The organism is Pseudomonas sp. Pse1, from assembly GCF_024519635.1.
GTDB lineage: Bacteria > Pseudomonadota > Gammaproteobacteria > Pseudomonadales > Pseudomonadaceae > Aquipseudomonas.
On record NZ_JALJRO010000004.1, the window covers coordinates 233,711 to 256,056 of the forward strand.

The following is a 22,346-nucleotide window of genomic DNA, read 5'->3' on the forward strand; positions in this document are numbered from 1 at the left end:
TCGGCAGATTTCGGATGGCCGAGGCCGAGGCGATGCCTTGGGAGGCGTCGCCTGGATCGGGGGTTATTGTTGTTTTGTGTGGCTAGCCTGGTGGTGCTTGTTGCCGGTTTCTGCCTTGAAACCGAGGTGACGGCGTTCCGACAAGCCAGTTCCTACAGTTCAATCCTTTGTGGGAGCTGGCTTGTCGGGTCGCCGCATCGCAGCGAAGCTTTTAATGCTTGAACATCACATGCCGCACACAGGTGTAGTCTTCCAGCCCATACATGGACATGTCCTTGCCATAGCCGGACAGTTTCTGACCGCCATGGGGCATTTCGCTGACCAGCATGAAGTGGGTGTTGACCCAGGTGCAGCCGTACTGCAAGCGAGCGGCGAGGCGGTTGGCGCGGCCGACGTCGGCGGTCCACACCGAGGAGGCGAGGCCGTAGTCCGAATCGTTGGCCCAGCCCAGGACTTGCGCTTCGTCGTTGAAGCGGGTTACCGAGACCACCGGGCCGAACACTTCGCGACGAACAATTTCGTCATCCTGTTGGGCATCGGCGAGCACGGTTGGCTCGAAGAAGAAACCATTGCCTTCGACGGTTTTGCCGCCCGTTACCAGGCGGATGTGCGGTTGCGCCACGGCGCGTTCGACGAAGCCGGCGACGCGGTCGCGGTGCTGGGCGGTGATCAGCGGGCCGAGTTCGGTGCTCGGATCATCCTGCAAGCCGTACTTGATGCTAGCGACCGCCGCACCGAGCTTCTCGACGAACTTGTCGTAGATGCCGTCCTGAGCGTAGATGCGGCAGGCGGCGGTGCAGTCCTGGCCGGCGTTGTAGAAACCGAAGGTACGAATACCTTCGACCGCAGCGTCGATGTCGGCGTCGTCGAAGATGATGACTGGCGCCTTGCCGCCCAGTTCCATGTGCATGCGCTTAACACTGTCGGCGGTGCTGGAAATGATGTTCGAGCCGGTGGCAATCGAACCGGTCAGCGACACCATGCGCACTTTCGGGTGAGTCACCAGCGGGCTGCCGACGGTTGGCCCGCGACCGAATACCAGGTTGAGTACGCCGGCCGGGAAAATCTCCGATGCCAATTCGGCGAGGCGCAGGGCGGTCAGTGGGGTTTGTTCCGAGGGCTTGAGCACCACGGTATTGCCGGCGGCCAGGGCCGGGGCAATTTTCCAGGCGACCATCATCAGCGGGTAGTTCCACGGCGCGATGGAAGCGATCACCCCCACCGGGTCGCGGCGGATCATCGAGGTATGCCCCGGCAGGTACTCGCCGCCGGCCGTGCCGCTCATGCAACGGCTGGCGCCGGCGAAGAAGCGAAACACATCGGCAATCGCCGGAATCTCGTCATTCAGCGCTGCACTCAGAGGCTTACCGCAGTTGTCCGATTCCAGCTTGGCCAGCTCTTCGGCGTTGGCTTCGATGGCGTCTGCGAGTTTCAGCAGGAGCAGCGAGCGATCCTTGGGCGGGGTCTGTGACCAGTTGTCGAACGCCGCATCGGCGGCACGCACGGCGGCGTCGACCTGGGCTTCGCTGGCTTCATTGATTTCCACCAGGACACGGCCCAGGGCGGGGTTGAACACCGGTTGGGCGGCGCCTTCACCGGCGACCAGTTGGCCGTTGATCAGCAGTTTGGTTTGCATGGTAGTTGTCCCCTTGCGAGCTGTTCTTGTTTTTCTGTGGGAGCGAGCCTGCTCGCGAAAGCGTCCTTAAGGACGCCAAAAGCTTCGCGAGCAGGCTCGCTCCCACAGGGAAAGTTGTTGTCAGTTGCGATGTTATTTCCCACCACTCCCCGCCACGCTTTCACCGCCGCGTGTCAGGTAGTAGGCGCCGAGGATCGGCAGCATGGTCACGAGCATCACCAGCATTGCCACCACGTTGGTCACCGGCACGTCCCGTGGGCGGCTGAGTTGGTTGAGCAGCCACAGTGGCAAGGTGCGCTCGTGACCGGCGGTGAAGGTGGTCACGATGATTTCATCGAACGACAGGGCAAACGCCAGCATGCCGCCGGCCAGCAAGGCCGAGCCGAGGTTCGGCAGGATGATGTAGCGGAAGGTCTGCCAGCCGTCGGCGCCCAGGTCCATCGAGGCTTCGATCAGGCTGTGGGAGGTGCGGCGCAGGCGGGCGATGACGTTGTTGTAGACGATCACCACACAGAAGGTCGCGTGACCGACGATGATGGTGAACATGCCCGGCTCGATGCCCAGGGACTTGAAGGTCGCCAGCAAGGCAATACCGGTGATGATCCCGGGCAGGGCGATCGGCAGGATCAGCATCAGCGAGATGCCTTGCTTGCCGAAGAAATCACGGCGGTACAGCGCGGCCGAGGCCAGGGTGCCGAGGACCATGGCAATCAGGGTGGCGATGGCGGCGATCTGTGCCGAGAGCTTGATCGCTTCGAGCACGTCCGGTCGCGAGAACGCGACGCTGAACCACTTCAGGGTGAAGCCCTTGGGCGGAAAGCTGAACGCGGCGTCTTCGGTGTTGAAGGCGTACAGGAAGATGATCAGGATCGGGAAGTGAAGGAACACCAACCCGCCCCAGGCTGCGATGCGCAGGCCCAGCGAAGCTTTTTCAGAGTGCATCGAAGGCCCCCAGGCGTTTGACGATGGACAGGTAGATGGCGATCAGCACGATCGGCACCAGAGTGAAGGCGGCGGCCATCGGCATGTTGCCGATCGCACCCTGCTGGGCGTAGACCATGCTGCCGACGAAGTAGCCGGGCGGACCGACAAGTTGCGGCACGATGAAGTCACCCAGGGTCAGCGAAAAGGTGAAGATCGATCCGGCGGCAATCCCCGGGATCGACAGCGGCAGAATCACCTGCATGAAGGTCTGCCGGGGTTTCGCCCCAAGGTCGGCGGAGGCTTGCAGCAGCGACGGCGGCAGACGCTCCAGCGACGCCTGGATCGGCAGGATCATGAACGGCAGCCAGATGTAGACGAACACCATGAAGCGCCCCAGGTGCGAGGTCGACAAGGTGCTGCCACCGACGCCGGGAATCCCCAGCACGAATTGCAGCAGCGGCTCCAGCCCCAGGTGCTGGACGAACCATTGCGCCACGCCACCCTTGGCCAGCAGCAGGGTCCAGGCGTAGGCCTTGACGATGTAGCTGGCCCACATCGGCAGCATCACCGCGATGTAGAAAAACGCCTTGGTCTTGCCGGTGGTGTAGCGCGCCATGTAGTAGGCGATCGGAAACGCGACGAAGGCGCTGGCGATCGAGACCACGATGGCCATGCTCAGGGTGCGCAGGATGATGTCGAAGTTCGACGGCTGGAACAGCGCGGCGAAGTTGGCCAGGGTCAGGTCAGGGGTGACCGCCATGGTGAAGTCATCGAAGGTGTAGAACCCTTGCCACAACAGGTTGAGCAGCGAGCCGAGGTAGATCGCACCGAACCAGATCAGCGGCGGCACCAGCAGCATCGTCAGGTACAGGTTGGGTCGGCGATAGAGCAGGTTGGACAACCTGCGCAGCGGCGAGCCGCCTGTGGCTGTATGGGTCATTGTTGCGCTGTTCATGTCACACCCCGCCCACGGCAGTGTCGTGCAACGGCGTCATTGCCTCGCGTGCCCAGCGCGCGCTGATGCGCTGGCCGGTTTGGTGCTGGGCGCTGGTGTCCAGCCACTGGTTGTTGGCCTTGCTAATGTTAAGGGTCTGGCCGTTGTCCAGTTTCAGTTCGTAGCGGGTGGCGCTGCCCTGGTATTGAATGTCGTGCAGCAGGCCGCTGACTTCGATTTCATGGCTGGCCAACGGGCCTTCGGCGAAACGCACGTGTTCCGGGCGAATGGAGAAAGCTTGCGGGTTGCCGCTCAATTGCTGCGCCAGTTCACCGCGAATCACGTTGGAGGTGCCGACGAACTCGGCGACGAAGCTGGTGGCCGGCTTCATGTAGAGGTTGCGCGGGGTGTCGACCTGCTCGATGCGACCCTTGTTGAACACGGCCACGCGATCGGACATCGACAGCGCTTCGGTCTGGTCGTGGGTAACGAAAATAAAGGTGATACCGAGCTGGCGCTGGAGCTTTTTCAGCTCGCTCTGCATTTGCTCGCGCAGCTTCAGGTCAAGGGCGCCCAGCGGTTCGTCGAGCAGCAGCACTCGCGGACGATTGACCAGTGCGCGGGCCAGGGCCACGCGCTGACGCTGGCCGCCGGACAGTTGCGCCGGCTTACGGTCGCCGTAGCCACCCAGGGCGACCATGCCCAGCGCCTCTTCGGCGCGCTGCAGGCGTTCGGTTTTGCCGACGCCCTTGACCTTCAGGCCATAGGCGACGTTGTCACGCACGTTCATGTGCGGGAACAGGGCGTAATCCTGGAACACGGTGTTGACGTCACGCTGATAGGGCGGCAGGCCCGCCGCTTCTTCGCCGTGGATGCGGATGGAACCGGCACTCGGTTGTTCGAAACCGGCAATCAGTCGCAGGCAAGTGGTCTTGCCCGAACCGGAAGGGCCGAGCATGGAAAAAAACTCGCCGTCCTGGATGTCGATGGAAACCCGGTCTACGGCTTTCACTTCGCCGAAAAGACGGGAAACGTTGGTGAACTGGACTGCAAGCGTCATGGTGCGGTGCTCCAAAAAGGCGAAGGCCGTCGCAGCGGCCCTGCCTGGACTTCTGAAAAAACAGTTATTGCGTCAACCGTTGAGCTTTTGACAAAGCTCAGGATGTGGAAAGTCGTTTCGGGAGCGTCGCGAGCGGCGACTAGTCGTGTCCGGCCAGCGCACAGCCCCCGGAGCGTACGTCAGTACGTGAGGAGGCGAGCACTGCCCGGGCGCGAATAATCGACGCGCAGCAGCTACCGGAATGACTTTTAGCGGCCGCCCATGATCGCGATATAGTCCTGGGTCCAGCGGCTGTACGGTACGAATTTGCCGCCTTCAGCCTGCGGGGTTTTCCAGAAGGCGATCTTGTCGAACTGGTCGAAACCGTTGGTCTTGCAGCCTTCGGCGCCCAGCAGTTCGCTGCCCTGGCAAGCCGCCGGGACCGCTGGCAAGGAGCCGAACCAGGCTGCGACGTCACCCTGGACTTTCGGCTGCAACGACCAGTCCATCCACTTGTAGGCGCAGTTCGGGTGCTTGGCCTCGGCGTGCAGCATGGTGGTGTCGGCCCAGCCGGTGGCACCTTCTTTCGGGATGGTGGAAGCGATCGGCTGCTTCTCGTTCATCAAGCCGTTGACCTGATAAGGCCAGGCGCTGGAGGCCACCACGCCTTCGTTTTTGAAGTCACTCATTTGCACTGTGGTGTCGTGCCAGTAGCGGTGGATCAACGGCTGCTGTGCGCGCAGCAGATCGAGCACGGCCTTGTATTGGACTTCGGTCAGTTCGTAGGGGTTCTGGATCCCCAGCTCCGGCTTGGTGCTCTTAAGGAACAGCGCCGCGTCGGCGATGTAGATCGGGCCGTCATAGGCTTGCACGCGACCTTTGTTCGGCTTGCCGTCCGGCAGGTTCTGCGCGTCGAACACCACGTTCCAGCTGGTCGGCGGCGTCTTGAACACGTTGGTGTTGTACATCAATACGTTCGGACCCCACTGGTAAGGGGTGCCGTAAGTCTGCTTATTGACCACGTACCACGGTGCATCCTTGAGGCGAGGGTCGAGGTTTTTCCAGTTCGGGATCAGTGCGGTATTGATCGGCTGCACACGCTTGCCGACGATCAGTCGCAGCGAGGCGTCGCCGGACGCTGTCACCAGGTCGTAGCCGCCCTTGGCCATCAGGCTGACCATCTCGTCGGAAGTGGCGGCGGTCTTGACGTTGACCTTGCAGCCGGTTTCCTTCTCGAAACCGCTCACCCAGTCGTAGGCCTTGTCGCTTTCGCCCCGTTCGATGTAGCCAGGCCAGGCCACGATATCCAGTTGGCCTTCACCGGCACCAACGGCTGTCGCGGGTTCGGCGGCCTGGATACTGGCACTGGCCAGCAGCGCGGTGGTGATTGCACTGAGCAGTGCGGTCTTGTGCGCGAACATGGGAATTCCCTCTTCTTTAAATTATGGTCGGGGCAGTTTTTCAAGCAGGGTTGCTGGCCTTTTGGCTCGTTATTAGCTTAGTTGTGTTATTTCAGGTCATTGCCGTGACGCGCCATGATGTGGCGCACCACGCTGTAGTCCTGCAACGAATCACTGGATAAGTCTTTGCCGTAGCCCGAACGCTTCAAACCGCCGTGGGGCATTTCGCTGACCAGCATGAAATGGCTGTTGATCCAGGTGCAGCCGTATTGCAGGCGCGCGGCGACCTGCATGGCCTTGTCCAGGTTCTGGGTCCAGACCGAGGAGGCCAGGCCGTATTCCGAGTCGTTCGCCCAATCCACCGCTTGCTCCAGTTCGTCGAAGCGGGTCACGGTGACCACCGGGCCGAACACTTCGCGCTGGACGATTTCATCGCTTTGCTTGCAGCCGGCCAGCAGGGTGGGCTGGTAATAGAAGCCGGCACCGGAGTGCACCGCTGCGCCGGTCACGCGTTCGATATGCGGTTGACCGAGAGCACGCTCGACGAAGCTGGCCACGCGGTCACGCTGGCGGGTGCTGATCAGCGGGCCGATTTCGTTGTCGGCGTCGCGCTTGCCCGCGAACCGCAGGCTGCTGACCGCGGCGCCCAGATCGGCCACCAGTTTGTCGTGGATGCCCGCCTGGGCGTAGATCCGGCAGGCCGCCGTGCAGTCCTGTCCGGCGTTGTAATAGCCGTAGCTGCGCACGCCTTCGATCACCGCCTTCAGGTCGGCGTCGTTGCAGACGATCACCGGCGCCTTGCCACCCAGTTCCAGGTGGGTGCGCTTGAGGGTCTTGGCCGCGGCCTGGAGAATTTTCTGGCCGGTGACGATGTCGCCGGTCAGGGACACCATGCGCACCTTCGGGTGGCTGACCAAGTGACTGCCAACCCCCTCGCCACCACCGCAGATAATGTTGATCACGCCGCGTGGCAGGATCTCGGCAAGCATCGGCGCCAGCGCCAGGATCGACAGCGGGGTGTGTTCCGAAGGCTTGAACACCAAGGTGTTGCCGGCGGCCAGGGCCGGGGCGATTTTCCACGCGGCCATCATGATCGGGTAGTTCCACGGGGCAATCGAGGCCACCACGCCAATCGGGTCGCGGCGCACCATGCTGGTGTAGCCGGGCAGGTATTCGCCGCTGAGCTGGCCGGTCTGGCAGCGTACGGCTCCGGCGAAGAAGCGGAACACATCGACGGTTGCGCTGAGATCGTCTTGACGGGCCAGGTGCAGGGGCTTGCCGCAGTTCAGCGATTCGAGGCGGGCGAGCAGGTCGGCGTGTTTTTCCACGGCATTGGCAATGCTCAGGAGAATGTTCGAGCGCTGCTGCGGGGTGGTCCGTGACCAGGCCGGGAATGCGTGGTGGGCCGCGAGAATCGCCGCTTCGACTTGTTCGTTGCTGGCTTCGGCAATCTGGGTCAGCACTTCGCCAGTGGCTGGATTGAGAATCGGCTCGACAAAGCCCTGGCCGGCAACCAATTCACCATCGATCAACAAGTTGGTGAACAACGGGGTCTGCGTGCCGGGCATTTTGCGGGTTCTCTTTTCTTGTGTGGCCATGGTGCTCCCGGTGACTGGGGGCCCGACCGTCTTATAGATGGGCTAAGACTAGTGGCAGGGCCTGGGGACGACAAATTCTAAATACTGAATGCAGCGTTCGATTAAATCGATGGCTTGCGTCCGCCGTGGGGTTGCTCGCGGGCGACGGTGAGGAACGGGTCGACCAGGGTAGGGCGGGCGGTGCCGCGACGCCAGGCGAGGCCAACGTCGAGGGTCTGGCTGAGGTCGGCGATGGGCCGCGCTTCGATGATGTCGCCTTCCAACGACCAGGGGCGATAGGTCATGTCGGGCTGGATCGACACGCCCAGGCCGGCAGCCACCAGGCTACGAACAGCCTCGGTGGACGCAGTGCGCAGGGTGATGCGCGGCTGCAGTGAGGCTGCGCGCCACATACGCTGGGCATTGCGGTCCATTTCGTCGACGTTGAGCTGGATCAGCGGCTCGCGAGCGACGTCCGCCAGATTGATGCTGTCGTGCTCGAGCAGGGGATGCTGGGCCGGCAGCCACAGGCGATGGGGCGAGTGGGTCAGCACTTCGGTTTGTAGGGCGTGGCGATCTTCCAGGTTGGAGAGAATCAATACCCCAACGTCGATTTCGCCGCTGACCAGCAAATGCTCGATGTACGGCCGCTCGTCTTCCATGACGCGGATTTCCACGTTGGGGTAGGCGCGCTGAAAACGGGTCAGCAGGTCGGCCAGGTAGTAACCGGCCACCAGGCTGGTCACGCCAATGGTCAACTGCCCGGCCACCTGGTCGGTGCTCTGTTGCAGGCTGCGTTTGGCGTTGTCGACGGTGGCGAGGATCAAGTGCGCCTGGCGCAGGAACTGATGGCCCTGGTGGGTCAGGGTCATGCCCTTGGCATGGCGATTGAACAGGTTAACCCCGATCTCCTGCTCCAGTTGCTGGATGGCCAGGGTCAGGGTGGATTGGGAGATATATACCGCCTGGGCGGCGGCCGAGATCGAGCCGGTTTCGGCCACGGCGATGAAATGACGGATCTGACGCAGGGTCATCATGGGAAAAAGTACCCGGTGAGCGGTTTTTATAGATTTGTTGCAGTGTATATCTTTTTTTTCGATGCCCTAGTCCAACCAAGGTTGGGTGGCAAGGCTCGGGCAACATCTGGAAGCACTCTCGTCGACGAGGCCCGGGCACTTTGGATCTAGGCTGGTGGCCTTATTTATGGGTTAAACCTGATTTTCTGGAGGCTATAAATGAACACCCGTGGTTTGCTCGACCAGTTACTCAAGTCCGGTCAGGACCTGTTGCAGAACAAGACCGGCAATGTTCAGCGCACGACTGCACGTTCGGATAAAAGCGGTCTCGGCAGTCTGTTATCCGGTGCCGGTGGCGGCGCTCTGGCGGCTGGTGCCATGGGCCTGCTGCTGGGCAATAAAAAGGTGCGCAAGGTTGGCGGGAAGGTCGCCATCTATGGCGGTTTGGCGGCTTTGGGCGTGATTGCCTACAAGGCGTTCGGCAACTGGCAGGCGCAGCAGGGCACCGCTCCGCAATCAGCACCACAAACCCTTGACCGCCTGCCGCCGGCGCAGGTCGAGGAGCACAGCCAGGCAATCCTCAAGGCGTTGGTGGCGGCGGCCAAGGCTGATGGGCACATTGATGAGCGTGAGCGCGGGTTGATCGAGGGCGAATTCGTCAAGCTCGACAACGACCAGCAACTGCAACACTGGCTACACGCCGAACTGAACAAACCGCTGGATCCGGCCGACGTCGCACGTGCGGCGAGAACCCCGGAAATGGCCGCCGAGATGTACATCGCCAGCGTCATGCTGGTGGATGAGGAAAGCTTCATGGAGAAGTCCTACCTCGACGAACTGGCGCGCCAGCTCAAGCTGGAACCTGGCTTGAAGGTCGAACTGGAGAAGCAGGTGCGTCAAACGCTGGTCTGATCACCCGGGCGATGGCGAGCCAGCTTTGTCATGGTTCACGCCATCGCCGCCCCGCACATGACCGTTTCACGGTCTGTTTCTACACAAATATCACTGGCGGCACTTGGCCCATCTGACGGAAAGTAGCCGTCCCAGAGCGGACGCTGGCTTTTCGCTCGAGATGAGACGCAGTGCGCAACGGCTGCTAAAACGCGGCGCGCCCTCGGCTATACTCCCCACCATTTGAATGGCCCCGAGGACTGACTGTGAAGAACTGGACGTTGCGCCAACGCATTTTGGCGAGCTTTGCGGTAATTATCGCCATCATGCTGCTGATGGTTGTCGTCTCGTATTCGCGGCTGTTGAAAATTGAAAGCAGCGAAGCCAGTGTTCGTGAAGATGCGTTGCCCGGGGTGTTTTATAGCTCGATGATTCGCGGTGCCTGGTCCGACAGTTACCTGCGAATGCTGGAGATGCTGGGTACGGAACAGGGCCAGGGCTTCAGCGCTCAGGATGCCGCCGACTTCAAGGCCTACTCCGCGCGTCTGCAGGAGCAGATGGACCTGTACCAGGCGACGGTGACGGATGACGAAGACCGGGCTGAGTATGCCGCGTTCGGTAAGCTTCACGAGGACTACCACCGCATTCTCGCCGCCGTGATCGAGTTGCATGCACTTAGTCAGAACGCTGACGCGCTCAAGATGTTCCACGACCAGCTGACGCCGGCCTGGACCGCAGGTCGAGTCAAACTCAACGATATCTTGCGTCATAACAAAAAGGTGGCGGACAGGGACATCGCGGCCATCGATGACGCGGTCCTCACTGCGAAAGTGATCATGGGCATTTCGCTGCTGGTGGCGGTGCTGGCCGCCGCACTCTGCGGCCTGTTGCTGATGCGGGCGATCATGGCGCCGATGAACCGCATCGTGAAGATCCTCGAGATCATGCGCACCGGCGACCTCAGCGGCCGCCTGAATCTCGACCGCAAGGACGAATTCGGCGCCGTGGAAACCGGCTTCAACGACATGATGACCGAGCTCACAGCGCTGGTGTCCCAGGCCCAACGTTCCTCGGTACAGGTCACCACTTCGGTCACCGAAATTGCCGCTACCTCCAAGCAGCAGCAGGCCACCGCCACCGAAACCGCCGCGACCACCACGGAAATCGGCGCCACCTCGCGGGAAATCGCCGCAACCTCCCGCGACTTGGTGCGCACCATGACTGAAGTCTCCACCGCCGCTGATCAGGCCTCGGTGCTGGCCGGCTCTGGCCAGCAAGGCCTGGCGCGTATGGAAGACACCATGCACTCGGTGATGGGCGCCGCCGATCTGGTGAATGCCAAGCTGGCGATCCTCAACGAGAAGGCCGGCAACATCAATCAGGTGGTGGTGACCATCGTCAAGGTCGCCGACCAGACCAACCTGCTGTCGCTCAACGCCGCGATCGAAGCGGAGAAAGCCGGCGAATATGGGCGCGGCTTTGCCGTGGTCGCCACCGAAGTGCGACGCTTGGCCGACCAGACGGCTGTCGCCACTTACGACATCGAGCAGATGGTGCGCGAGATCCAGTCGGCGGTCTCGGCCGGGGTGATGGGCATGGACAAATTTTCCGAAGAAGTGCGCCGTGGCATGTCCGAGGTGCAGCAGGTGGGTGAACAGCTGTCGCAGATCATTCATCAGGTCCAGGCGCTGGCACCGAGGGTGCTGATGGTCAACGAGGGCATGCAGGCCCAGGCCACCGGTGCCGAGCAGATCAATCACGCGCTGGTGCAGCTGGGCGATGCCAGCAGCCAGACCGTCGAATCGCTGCGCCAGGCCAGTTTCGCCATCGACGAACTGAGCCAGGTGGCCGTCGGGCTGCGCAGCGGCGTCTCGCGATTCAAAGTCTGATGAGCGAACTCCTGGCCAAGCGGGGCGCGGCCGTGGGGCCGAAACTGGCGCTGTTCCTGGTGTTTCGCATTGGCGGCGAGCGCTACGCGTTGCAGGCCGTGGAGGTGGCAGAGGTGCTGCCGCGCCTGCCATTGAAGCCGATTGCCAGGGCGCCGCATTGGGTGGCGGGGGTGTTCGCCTACCGTGGCGCCGTGGTGCCGGTGATTGATATTGCTGCGCTGACCTTTGGCCAGGCTGCCGTATCGCGCACCAGTACCCGCCTGGTGCTGGTGCACTACCGTGCCGATGACAGCGTCCCGGCGCGCTTGCTGGGATTGATTCTGGAGCAGGCCACCGACACCCTGCGCTGCGACCCCGCCGACTTCCAGCCCTATGGCCTGGACAACCGCCAGGCGCCGTACCTGGGGCCGGTGCGCGAGGATGCCCAGGGCTTGTTGCAGTGGGTGCGAGTGGCAGACCTGCTGGATGCGCAAGTGCGTGCGTTGCTGTTTCCTCAGCCGCCGCTGGATCTTGCGCTGCTTGGGGACCATCCATGAGCAGCGATCAACGTTTTTTCGATTTTCTCAAGGCGCGGATCGGCCTTGATGTAACGTCGGTCGGGCCTGCCATCATCGAGCGCGCCGTGCGCCAACGCACGACTGCGCAACAGGTGGAGACGGCCGACCAATACTGGCAGCGTCTGCAGGTGTCGGCTGACGAACAGCAAGCGCTGATCGAAGCGGTGATCGTCCCCGAAACCTGGTTCTTTCGCTATCCGGAGTCCTTCGCGACCCTGGCCAAACTGGCGAACAAACGCTTGGCCGAACTGCATAACATGCGTGCGCTGCGCATTCTCAGCTTGCCGTGTTCCACCGGCGAAGAGCCCTATTCGATTGCCATGGCTTTGCTCGATGCAGGCCTGGCGCCGCATCAGTTCAAGGTCGAGGGGCTGGACGTCAGCCCGCTGTCGGTGGAGCGGGCCAAGCGTGCGCGCTACGGCAAGAACTCGTTTCGTGGGCAGCAGATCGATTTTCGCGACCGCCATTTCAGCACCGAGGCCGACGGCTATCAGCTTGATCAGCGAGTGCGCGAGCAGGTGCGCCTGCAGGTCGGCAATCTGCTGGATCCGACGCTGCTGGCCAATGAACCGCCTTATGACTTCGTGTTCTGCCGCAACCTGCTGATCTACTTCGACCAGCCGACCCAGCAGCAAGTATTCGAAGTGCTCAAGCGCCTGACCCATGTCGATGGCGTGCTGTTTATCGGCCCGGCCGAAGGCAGTCTGCTGGGGCGCCTGGGCATGCGTTCGATTGGTATCCCCCAGTCGTTTGCCTTCAGCCGACATAGCGATCCGCAGCCCGAACCTCTACCCGCCTTCATCCCGCCGCCTTTGCCGGTCAGTGCTCCGGCGCGCCGGATGTCTGCGCCGACGCCACGGGGTCGACCCTTCGCCAGCACTGCACCGGCACGGGTTGAAAAAGCCCCGGCGAGTGATGCCGCGCAGCTGTTGGCGAATATCGCGGCCCTGGCCAACGCAGGCAAAAGCCTGGAAGCGCGCGCGGCGTGCGAGACTTATCTGCGCCAGCATGCCCCTGTCGCCCAGGTGTTCTATTGGTTGGGTCTGCTCAGCGACGTGGCCGGCAGTGCGGTGGAGGCCCAGGGCTTTTATCGCAAGGCCTTGTACCTGGAACCGCAACACCCCGAAGCCCTGATGCATTTGGCCGCCCTGCTGGCCTCCCAGGGCGACGAGGCCGGAGCCCGGCGCTTGCAGGAACGCGCTGCGCGTAACGAACGAACCGCTGACAGTGAGCGCAAACGATGATCGGTTCTGTTTCGTTGAACGTGACCCATGACGATGCCCAAGCCATTGACGATTGCTGGAACCGCATCGGGATCCATGGCGACCACTCCTGTCCGTTGCTGGCTGAGCATATTCATTGCCGCAATTGTGCGGTGTATTCCGCCGCCGCCACCCGCTTGCTGGATCGCTATGCCTTGCAGCAGGACGACGAGCGACACTCTTCGGCGGTGGTCGAAGTCCAGGTTGCCACGCGCTCGCTATTAATGTTCCGCCTGGGCGAGGAGTGGCTGGCGCTCAGCACCCGCAGCCTGGTGGAAGTGGCGCCCTTGCAGACCGTGCATTCGTTGCCTCATCAGCGCTCGCGGGCACTGCTGGGGGTGGCGAATGTGCGCGGGGCGCTGGTGGCGTGCCTGTCGCTGGTGGAGTTGCTGGGGCTGGAAGCGTCGGCCCCTGTCACCGCAGCCGCACGGGTGATGCCGCGTATGTTGATCATTGCTGCACAGGGTGGCCCGGTGGTGGTACCGGTGGATGAAGTGGACGGGATTCACGCCATTGACCAGCGCCTGCTCGACGCTGCCTCGCAGTCCGGCCCGCAGGCCAGTGGCAAGTACACCCGAGGCGTATTGCCGTACAAGGGGCGCAGCTTGCGTTGGCTGGATGAAGAGCAGTTGTTGTCCGCCGTGACCCGGAGCCTCACATGACCCCCGAGCAAATGCGCGACGCCTCGCTGCTGGAGTTGTTCAGCCTGGAGGCCGAGGCCCAGACCCAAGTGCTCAGTGCCGGCCTGTTGGCGTTGGAGCGTGATCCGACCCAGGCCGACCACCTGGAATCCTGCATGCGTGCGGCTCACTCGCTCAAGGGCGCCGCCCGGATTGTCGGGGTGGACGCCGGGGTCAGTGTTTCTCATGTGATGGAAGATTGCCTGGTCAGTGCTCAGGAGGGGCGCCTGCTGCTGCGCCCCGAGCACATTGATGCATTGCTCCAGGGCACTGATTTGCTGATGCGCATTGCCACGCCCGGCAGTGCCGATGTCGGCCCCGAGAACATTGAAGCCTATGTGGCGTTGATGGGACGCCTGCTGGATCCGGCGGCGCCCGCCCCAGTAGTGGCCGCGCCGCTGTCCGAACGGCCAATGGCTGAGTTGCAGCTTGAGCCAGCGCCTGCTCCAGAGTTGCTCGAGCCGGAGATCGCGACGTCGGTGCAAACGTCACGTCCGGGCAAGCGCGTCACCGAAGGTGGCGAGCGTGTGCTGCGGGTCACCGCCGAGCGCCTGAACAGCTTGCTCGACCTGTCGAGCAAGTCGCTGGTGGAAACCCAGCGCCTGAAGCCCTACCTGGCAACCCTGCAGCGGCTTAAACGCTTGCAGAGCAATGGCCTGCGCGCACTGGAAAACCTTAACGCCCAACTCACCGAGCAGAGCCTGAGCCTGGAGGCGCAGGAAGCCCTGGAGGATGCGCGACGGTTACTCGCCGAGTCGCAGCAGGTGCTGGCGGAGCAAACCGCCGAGCTGGACGAGTTTGCCTGGCAGGCCAGTCAGCGTGCGCAAGTGCTCTACGACACCGCCCTGGCCTGTCGCATGCGGCCGTTTGCCGATGTGTTGACGGGGCAGGTGCGCATGGTCCGCGACCTGGGGCGTAGTCTCGGCAAGCAGGTGCGGTTGGAGATCGAGGGCGAGAAGACTCAGGTCGATCGTGATGTCCTGGAAAAACTCGAAGCACCGCTGACCCATTTGTTGCGCAACGCGGTGGACCATGGCATCGAAATGCCGGAGCAGCGCCTGCTCGCCGGCAAGCCCGCCGAAGGGTTGATCCGCTTGCGCGCCTCTCACCAGGCCGGTCTGCTGGTGCTGGAACTCAGCGACGATGGCAATGGTGTCGACCTGGAGCGGGTCCGGCGCAGTATCGTCGAGCGCCAGCTGTCGCCGGCCGAGACGGCTGCACAGTTGAGCGAGGAAGAGCTGCTGACGTTCCTGTTCCTGCCCGGCTTCAGTCTGCGCGACAGGGTCACCGAGGTCTCCGGGCGCGGTGTCGGCCTGGACGCGGTGCAGCATATGGTGCGCCAGTTGCGTGGAGCGGTGGAGCTCGAGCAGAAAACCGGGGAGGGCAGTCGCTTTCATCTGGAAGTGCCGCTGACCCTGTCGGTGGTGCGCAGCCTGGTGGTGGAAGTGGGTGAAGAAGCCTATGCCTTCCCCCTGGCGCACATCGAGCGCATGTGTGACCTGGCCCCGGATGAGATCATTCAGGTCGAGGGGCGCCAGCATTTCTGGCACGAGGGGCGTCATGTCGGCCTGGTTGCCGCCAGTCAGTTGTTGCAGCATCCGGCCAGCCAGAACAGCGCGGCGACCCTCAAGGTGGTGGTGATTCGCGAGCGCGATGCGGTGTATGGGGTGGCGGTCGAGCGCTTCATCGGCGAGCGCACCCTGGTGGTGCTGCCGCTGGATGAACGCCTGGGCAAGATCCAGGATATCTCCGCCGGGGCCTTGCTCGATGACGGCTCGGTGGTGTTGATCGTCGATGTCGAAGACATGCTGCGCTCCGTTGAGAAGCTGCTTAACACTGGACGCCTGGAGCGCATCGCTCGTAATAATCAGCAGGCGGCGCACGTGGCGCGTAAACGGGTGCTGGTGGTCGACGATTCGCTGACCGTGCGTGAGTTGCAGCGCAAGTTGCTGGTCAATCGCGGTTATGACGTCGCCGTCGCCGTGGATGGCATGGACGGTTGGAACGCCCTGCGCTCCGAGGATTTCGACCTGCTGATTACCGATATCGACATGCCGCGCATGGACGGTATCGAGCTGGTATCGCTGTTGCGTCGCGACAACCGCTTGCAGTCATTGCCGGTGATGGTGGTGTCCTACAAGGATCGCGAAGAAGACCGACGCCGTGGACTGGAAGCCGGAGCCGACTATTATCTAGCCAAGGCCAGTTTTCATGATGATGCCCTGCTCGACGCAGTGGTTGAGCTCATAGGAGGAGCGCGGGCATGAGGATCGCAATCGTCAACGACATGCCCATGGCGGTGGAGGCGTTGCGCCGCGCCCTGGCGTTCGAGCCCGCACATCAGGTGGTGTGGGTCGCCAGCAATGGCGCGGAGGCGGTGCAGCGATGCGCCGAGCTGACCCCGGACCTGATCCTGATGGACTTGATCATGCCGGTCATGGACGGGGTCGAGGCGACCCGGCGGATCATGGCCGAAACCCCATGCGCCATCGTGATTGTCACGGTCGATCGCCAGCAGAATGTGCACCGGGTCTTCGAAGCCATGGGCCATGGCGCCCTGGATGTGGTCGACACCCCGGCGCTGGGTGCGGGCAACGCCCAGGAAGCGGCGGCGCCACTGCTGCGCAAAATCATGAATATCGGCTGGCTGATTGGCGAGAAGACCGGCCGCGAAAGGCAGACGCCCAGCCCGTTGCGCGCGTCGGCGTCGCGCCAGCGCCTGGTAGCCATCGGCTCCTCGGCCGGTGGCCCGGCCGCCCTGGAAGTGCTGCTCAATGGCTTGCCGCGTAATTTTCCCGGGGCGATTGTGCTGGTACAGCACGTGGATCAGGTGTTTGCCGCCGGCATGGCCGAATGGCTGAGCAGTGCCAGCGGCCTCGATGTACGCCTGGCGAAGGAGGGCGAGCCGCCTCAGAGCGGTACCGTGCTGCTGGCGGGCACCAATCACCATATTCGATTATTGAAAAACGGTACGCTGGCCTACACCGCCGAACCGGTCAACGAGATCTACCGACCTTCGATTGACGTGTTCTTTGAAAGCGTGGCCAGTTACTGGAACGGTGATGCAGTGGGTGTGCTGCTGACCGGCATGGGCCGCGATGGCGCCCAGGGACTTAAATTGATGCGCCAGCAGGGTTTTCTGACCATTGCTCAGGATCAGCACAGCAGTGCGGTGTACGGCATGCCCAAGGCCGCCGCCGCCATCGATGCCGCTGTAGAAATCCGCCCGCTGGACAAAATAGCGCCACGTTTGCTGGAGATCTTTGCACAATGACTGACATCCGCAGCGGTACTGGCCAAGCAGTATTTCAGGTGAATCCCCATGGATGAGTTACAGCTCGACGACTTCAAGAACGATGAAAACGCCGCCATGGTCCTGCTGGTCGACGACCAGGCGATGATCGGCGAAGCGGTGCGTCGTGGGTTGGCCAACGAGGACAACATCGACTTCCACTTCTGCGCCGATCCGCATCAGGCGATTGCCCATGCGATCCGCATCAAGCCGACGGTGATCCTCCAGGATCTGGTGATGCCCGGCCTGGACGGCCTGACGCTGGTGCGCGAATACCGCAACCATCCAGCGACCAAGGACATCCCGATCATTGTTCTGTCGACCAAGGAAGACCCCTTAATCAAGAGCGCGGCCTTTGCCGCCGGCGCCAACGATTACCTGGTCAAACTGCCGGACAATATCGAACTGGTCGCGCGGATCCGCTATCACTCACGCTCCTACAACACCCTGATCCAGCGAGATGCCGCGTACCGGGCGCTGCGGGTCAGTCAGCAGCAGTTGCTCGACACCAACCTGGTGCTGCAACGCCTGATGAACTCCGACGGCCTGACCGGCCTGTCGAACCGCCGGCACTTCGACGAATACCTGGAACTGGAGTGGAGGCGGTCGCTGCGGGATCAGACCCAGCTCTCGCTGTTGATGATCGATGTCGACTACTTCAAGTCATTTAACGACAGTTTTGGCCATTTGGACGGGGATGAAGCCCTGCGCAAGGTGGCCACGGCCATCCGCGATGCCAGCAGTCGTCCATCAGACCTGCCGGCGCGCTACGGCGGCGAAGAGTTCGCCCTGGTGCTGCCCAACACCTCGCCCGGCGGCGCACGGCTGGTCGCGGAGAAGCTGCGCCAGACCGTCGCTGCCCTGAAAATTCCGCACATTTCCCCGGCCGAAGGTGCGAGCCTGACCATCAGCATCGGTCTGTCGACCATCACCCCGCAGCCGGGCAGTGACTGCCGACAGTTAATTTCGGCGGCCGACAAGGGGCTGTACCTGGCGAAGAACAATGGGCGCAATCAGGTCGGGATCGCGTAAAAAACAGCCGTTTTGGTGGCGCAATTGCCGCCAGGCGGGCTGCCGTGGCGGCCTGATTACGGTATACTCGCCGGCTTTCAAAAGTTCGCCAACGAGTGCTGCCCGCCATGGAAATCAACCCGATCCTTAACACCATCAAGGACCTGTCCGAGCGCTCCGAAACTATTCGGGGGTATCTTTGACTACGATCAAAAGCATGAGCGTCTGACCGAGGTCAATCGCGAGCTTGAAGATCCGAGTGTCTGGAACAAACCTGAATACGCCCAGGAACTGGGCCGCGAGCGCGCTGCGCTGGCGCAGATCGTCGATACCCTTGACGAGCTGAACACCGGTCTGGCCGATTGCCGTGACCTGCTGGACATGGCCGTCGAAGAAAACGACGAAGGCGCCGTCGACGATGTGGTCGCCGAGCTGGCCCGTCTCGAGGAAAGCCTGGCCAAGCTGGAATTCCGTCGCATGTTCAGCCATGAAATGGACCCGAATAACGCCTACCTGGACATCCAGGCCGGTTCCGGCGGCACCGAAGCCCAGGACTGGGCCAACATCCTGCTGCGCATGTACTTGCGCTGGGCTGACAAGCGCGGCTTCGATGCGACCATCATGGAGCTGTCGGCCGGTGAAGTCGCCGGGATCAAGGGCGCTACCGTGCACATCAAGGGCGAGTACGCCTTTGGCTGGCTGCGCACCGAAATCGGCGTGCACCGCCTGGTGCGCAAGAGCCCGTTCGACTCCGGCAACCGTCGCCACACCTCGTTCTCCGCGGTTTTCGTCTCGCCAGAGATCGACGACAAAGTGGAAATCGAAATCAACCCGGCAGACCTGCGGATCGACACCTATCGTTCCTCCGGTGCCGGTGGTCAGCACGTAAACACCACCGACTCGGCCGTACGTATCACTCACGTACCGACCAACACCGTGGTCAGCTGCCAGAACGAACGTTCCCAGCACGCCAACAAGGACACCGCCATGAAAATGCTGCGGGCCAAGTTGTACGAGCAGGAAATGCAGAAACGCAACGCCGCGTCGCAAGCGCTGGAAGACACCAAGTCCGATATCGGCTGGGGTCACCAGATTCGTTCCTATGTACTGGATGCCTCGCGGATCAAGGATCTGCGCACCAACATCGAACGCAGCGACTGCGACAAGGTGCTCGACGGCGACATCGACGAGTACCTGGAAGCCAGCCTGAAGTCCGGGCTGTAATACCCTGACACACCGCGATCCCTGTAGGAGCCGGCTTGCCGGCGATCCCCGGCCGCAGGCCGGGGGCAACGAACCAGATGGAATACCTAAAGACATGAGCGACCTAGAACTCGACCCGCAAGCCCTGCAACAGGAAGAAAACACCCTGATCGCCCTGCGCAAGGAAAAGCTTGCTGCCGAGCGCGCCAAGGGCAATGCCTTCCCGAACGACTTCCGCCGCGACAACTACTGCGATGTCCTGCAGAAACAGTACGCGGACAAGACCAAGGAAGAGCTCGCAGAGGCTGCAATCCCGGTCAAGGTTGCCGGTCGCATCATGCTCAACCGTGGCTCGTTCATGGTGATCCAGGACATGACCGGGCGCATCCAGGTCTACGTCAACCGCAAGACCCTGCCGGAAGAAACCCTGGCCGAGGTGAAAACCTGGGACCTGGGCGACATCATTGCCGCCGAAGGCACCCTGGCCCGTTCCGGCAAGGGCGACCTGTACGTTGAAATGACCAGCGTGCGTCTGCTGACCAAGTCCCTGCGCCCATTGCCGGACAAGCACCACGGCCTGACCGACACCGAGCAGCGCTATCGCCAGCGTTACGTTGACCTGATCGTCAACGAAGACGTGCGCCAGACGTTCCGCGTGCGTTCGCAGGTGATTGCGCACATCCGCAGCTTCCTGATGAAGCGCGACTTCCTCGAAGTTGAAACGCCGATGCTGCAGACCATCCCTGGCGGCGCGGCAGCCAAGCCGTTCGAAACCCACCACAACGCGCTGGACATGGAAATGTTCCTGCGTATCGCGCCTGAGCTGTACCTCAAGCGCCTGGTGGTTGGCGGCTTCGAGAAAGTCTTCGAGATCAACCGCAACTTCCGTAACGAAGGCGTTTCGACTCGTCACAACCCTGAATTCACTATGTTGGAGTTCTACCAGGCGTACGCCGACTACGAAGACAACATGGACCTGACCGAAGAACTGTTCCGTGAACTGGCGCAGCTGGTCCTGGGCAGCACTGACGTGCCGTACGGCGACAAGGTGTTCCACTTCGGCGAGCCGTTCGTGCGCCTGTCAGTGTTCGACTCGATCCTCAAGTACAACCCTGAGCTGACCGCCGACGACCTGAACGACATCGACAAGGCCCGTGACATCGCCAAGAAAGCCGGCGCCAAGGTGCTGGGCTTCGAAGGCCTGGGCAAGCTGCAGGTGATGATTTTCGAAGAACTGGTGGAGCACAAGCTGGAACAGCCGCACTTCATTACCCAGTACCCGTTCGAAGTATCGCCGCTGGCTCGTCGCAACGACGACAACCCGAACGTCACCGACCGCTTCGAGCTGTTCATCGGTGGTCGCGAAATCGCTAACGCCTACTCCGAGTTGAACGACGCGGAAGACCAGGCCGAGCGCTTCATGGCCCAGGTGGCCGACAAGGACGCCGGCGACGACGAAGCCATGCACTACGACGCCGACTTCGTGCGTGCGCTGGAGTACGGCATGCCGCCAACGGCGGGCGAGGGCATCGGTATCGATCGCCTGGTGATGTTGTTGACCAACTCGCCATCGATCCGCGATGTGATCCTGTTCCCGCACATGCGACCGCAAGCGTAAATGCTGCAATTTAAAAAGCCGCCGACTTCAGGCGGCTTTTTATTGCCTGAATGGAACAAACGTATCAACTTATTGCTTCCAACTGCGAGGTAAGACCGGTGAATCGTGCAAATGCTCAAGAAGGAGCTGCGGGGGTCGCCACGGCGGTCGCCGAAAGTGTTCAGTACCAGGGCCGCAAGGCCAGCCGCCAGGGCAGTGAACAGCGTCGCCAGGAGATTCTTGATGCCGCGATGCGCATTGTCGTGCGCGACGGCGTGCGCGCGGTGCGCCACCGCGCCGTGGCGGCGGAAGCCGACGTACCGCTGTCGGCGACCACCTACTATTTCAAGGACATCGACGACCTGTTGACCGATACCTTCGCCCAGTATGTGGAGCGCAGCGCCGCGTATATGGCCAAGCTGTGGGCCAACCACGAAGGGTTATTGCGCGAATTGGTGGTCAGCAGTGATGGCAGCCCCGAATCCCGTTCGCGAGTGGCCGACGACATTGCGCGGTTTACCGCCGATTATGTGCACCGGCAACTGGTCAATCGCCGTGAGCACCTGATGGCCGAACAGGCGTTTCGCCAGGAAGCCCTGCTCAATCCACGCCTGGCACTGTTGGTGCGCTCCCATCAGCAGATTCTCCTGCATGGCACCTTCCAGTTGTTCGAGGTGCTGGGCTCGGCGCAGCCGGAGCAAGATGCCAAAGTGTTGACGGCTATAATCGGACGGATGGAATATCAAGGCTTGCTCAACGAGGCGCAGCCGCAAACGGAAGAGGAAACGCTCGCTATCCTCACCCGGTACATGCATTTGGTGCTGGCGTCGGTGTAACCCCTGGCGGGCAGTAAAAGGGAGTCCTGGATGAAGTATTGGCGTGTGATGGTGATCTTCCTGGCGTTTTTGCTGCTGGGTGGCTGCCTGGTTTCCTTCAAGGAACCGTTGCCCGCCAATGAGGCAGCCCCGCAGGGGCTGCTGGGAAAATGGACCAGCAAGAACGCCTGGGGCGAAGCACAGAATCTGGAACTGACCCGAGTCGGCCCGGACCGCTATCAAGCGGTGAGCTACTTCAAGGCGCGGCCGAAAGAGCGTGAAGCCTACCCCTTCACCGTGTCGCGCCATGGCAACCGCTGGTACCTGTCGGCCAAGGTCCCGGCCCAGTATGGCGGACACTTCACTATCGCCGGCTTCGAACTCAACGATCGCCGGGAACTGGTGATCTATCAACTCGATCTCGACCAGATCCGCCAGGCCCTTGGCCAGCAGCGGCTTCAGGGCGACCCCTTTACCACCGGTGAAGGCGATGGCGTGCTGGTCAATAGCAGCATGGACCAGGTATTCGCCTACCTCGACGATCCGGCCAATTCCGATGTCTTTGTCGAGGCTGCCCGCTACCAGCGGCGCTGAATATTTACTCAACGCAGTACGTCAGGCTT

The 22,346-nt window shown here is 62.1% G+C and carries 19 protein-coding genes; 12 read left to right on the top strand and 7 right to left on the bottom strand.

The annotated features are described in order from the left end of the window. Positions 1-211 precede the first annotated feature (211 nt). The 7 genes from NR126_RS08515 to NR126_RS08545 all read right to left on the bottom strand — a co-directional run bounded on the left by NR126_RS08515 (position 212) and on the right by NR126_RS08545 (position 8,547). Positions 212-1,636 (bottom strand): gamma-aminobutyraldehyde dehydrogenase, encoded by a 1,425-nt coding sequence (locus NR126_RS08515; protein WP_256830017.1) that lies wholly within the window; start codon positions 1,634-1,636, stop codon positions 212-214. Between the two features lie 132 nt (positions 1,637-1,768). After that, the gene (locus NR126_RS08520) at positions 1,769-2,578 is read right to left on the bottom strand and encodes an ABC transporter permease (protein WP_256830018.1); all 810 of its coding nucleotides are present in this window, start codon (positions 2,576-2,578) and stop codon (positions 1,769-1,771) included. Further along, positions 2,568-3,515, bottom strand: coding sequence for an ABC transporter permease (locus tag NR126_RS08525; protein WP_027619102.1), 948 nt, complete (start codon positions 3,513-3,515; stop codon positions 2,568-2,570). The genes NR126_RS08520 and NR126_RS08525 overlap by 11 nt, the downstream gene beginning before the upstream one ends. 1 nt (position 3,516) lies before the next feature. Then, positions 3,517-4,554, bottom strand: a complete 1,038-nt coding sequence (locus NR126_RS08530; protein WP_256830019.1) for an ABC transporter ATP-binding protein — start codon at positions 4,552-4,554, stop codon at positions 3,517-3,519. Between the two features lie 248 nt (positions 4,555-4,802). Continuing rightward, positions 4,803-5,954: a putative ABC transporter substrate-binding protein YdcS gene (ydcS, locus tag NR126_RS08535; protein WP_105755142.1), complete on the bottom strand. Its 1,152-nt coding sequence runs from the start codon at positions 5,952-5,954 to the stop codon at positions 4,803-4,805. Between the two features lie 86 nt (positions 5,955-6,040). Next, positions 6,041-7,531, bottom strand: a complete 1,491-nt coding sequence (locus NR126_RS08540; protein WP_105755143.1) for a gamma-aminobutyraldehyde dehydrogenase — start codon at positions 7,529-7,531, stop codon at positions 6,041-6,043. Positions 7,532-7,632: 101 nt separating this feature from the next. After that, on the bottom strand, positions 7,633-8,547 hold the full coding sequence (locus NR126_RS08545) for a LysR family transcriptional regulator (RefSeq protein WP_027619098.1): 915 nt from the start codon (positions 8,545-8,547) through the stop codon (positions 7,633-7,635). 198 nt (positions 8,548-8,745) lie between these two features. Here NR126_RS08545 and NR126_RS08550 point away from each other — a divergent pair, with 198 nt between their 5' ends. From NR126_RS08550 to NR126_RS08605, 12 genes are all read left to right on the top strand, one after another. Then, positions 8,746-9,438 (top strand): tellurite resistance TerB family protein, encoded by a 693-nt coding sequence (locus NR126_RS08550; protein ID WP_105755144.1) that lies wholly within the window; start codon positions 8,746-8,748, stop codon positions 9,436-9,438. 245 nt (positions 9,439-9,683) lie between these two features. Beyond that, positions 9,684-11,306, top strand: coding sequence for a methyl-accepting chemotaxis protein (locus NR126_RS08555; protein ID WP_027619096.1), 1,623 nt, complete (start codon positions 9,684-9,686; stop codon positions 11,304-11,306). Continuing rightward, positions 11,306-11,842 carry a chemotaxis protein CheW gene (locus NR126_RS08560; RefSeq protein ID WP_256830020.1) on the top strand — a complete coding sequence of 179 codons (537 nt, stop codon included), beginning with the start codon at positions 11,306-11,308 and terminating at the stop codon, positions 11,840-11,842. Before NR126_RS08555 ends, NR126_RS08560 begins: the two co-directional genes overlap by 1 nt. Beyond that, positions 11,839-13,107: a protein-glutamate O-methyltransferase CheR gene (locus NR126_RS08565; RefSeq protein ID WP_027619094.1), complete on the top strand. Its 1,269-nt coding sequence runs from the start codon at positions 11,839-11,841 to the stop codon at positions 13,105-13,107. The genes NR126_RS08560 and NR126_RS08565 overlap by 4 nt, the downstream gene beginning before the upstream one ends. Next, positions 13,104-13,787, top strand: a complete 684-nt coding sequence (locus NR126_RS08570; RefSeq protein WP_027619093.1) for a chemotaxis protein CheW — start codon at positions 13,104-13,106, stop codon at positions 13,785-13,787. The genes NR126_RS08565 and NR126_RS08570 overlap by 4 nt, the downstream gene beginning before the upstream one ends. Then, on the top strand, positions 13,784-16,072 hold the full coding sequence (locus tag NR126_RS08575) for a hybrid sensor histidine kinase/response regulator (RefSeq protein WP_256830021.1): 2,289 nt from the start codon (positions 13,784-13,786) through the stop codon (positions 16,070-16,072). The genes NR126_RS08570 and NR126_RS08575 overlap by 4 nt, the downstream gene beginning before the upstream one ends. Next, entirely contained in the window at positions 16,069-17,079 is a 1,011-nt protein-coding gene (locus NR126_RS08580) for a chemotaxis response regulator protein-glutamate methylesterase (protein ID WP_256830022.1), read from the top strand. The genes NR126_RS08575 and NR126_RS08580 overlap by 4 nt, the downstream gene beginning before the upstream one ends. A 48-nt stretch (positions 17,080-17,127) precedes the next feature. Beyond that, positions 17,128-18,129, top strand: a complete 1,002-nt coding sequence (locus NR126_RS08585; protein WP_027619090.1) for a diguanylate cyclase domain-containing protein — start codon at positions 17,128-17,130, stop codon at positions 18,127-18,129. Between the two features lie 107 nt (positions 18,130-18,236). Continuing rightward, positions 18,237-19,332 (top strand): peptide chain release factor 2 gene (prfB, locus tag NR126_RS08590; RefSeq protein ID WP_095965010.1). Its coding sequence is split into 2 segments (ribosomal slippage): positions 18,237-18,308 and positions 18,310-19,332, totalling 1,095 coding nucleotides; the frame shifts between segments, so codons are not numbered across the junction. 94 nt (positions 19,333-19,426) lie between these two features. After that, positions 19,427-20,929 carry a lysine--tRNA ligase gene (gene lysS / locus NR126_RS08595; RefSeq protein ID WP_027619088.1) on the top strand — a complete coding sequence of 501 codons (1,503 nt, stop codon included), beginning with the start codon at positions 19,427-19,429 and terminating at the stop codon, positions 20,927-20,929. Between the two features lie 98 nt (positions 20,930-21,027). Next, positions 21,028-21,744, top strand: coding sequence for a TetR/AcrR family transcriptional regulator (locus NR126_RS08600; protein WP_027619087.1), 717 nt, complete (start codon positions 21,028-21,030; stop codon positions 21,742-21,744). Positions 21,745-21,774: 30 nt separating this feature from the next. Beyond that, positions 21,775-22,317, top strand: a complete 543-nt coding sequence (locus NR126_RS08605; RefSeq protein ID WP_256830023.1) for a hypothetical protein — start codon at positions 21,775-21,777, stop codon at positions 22,315-22,317. The last annotated feature ends 29 nt before the right edge of the window (positions 22,318-22,346 follow it).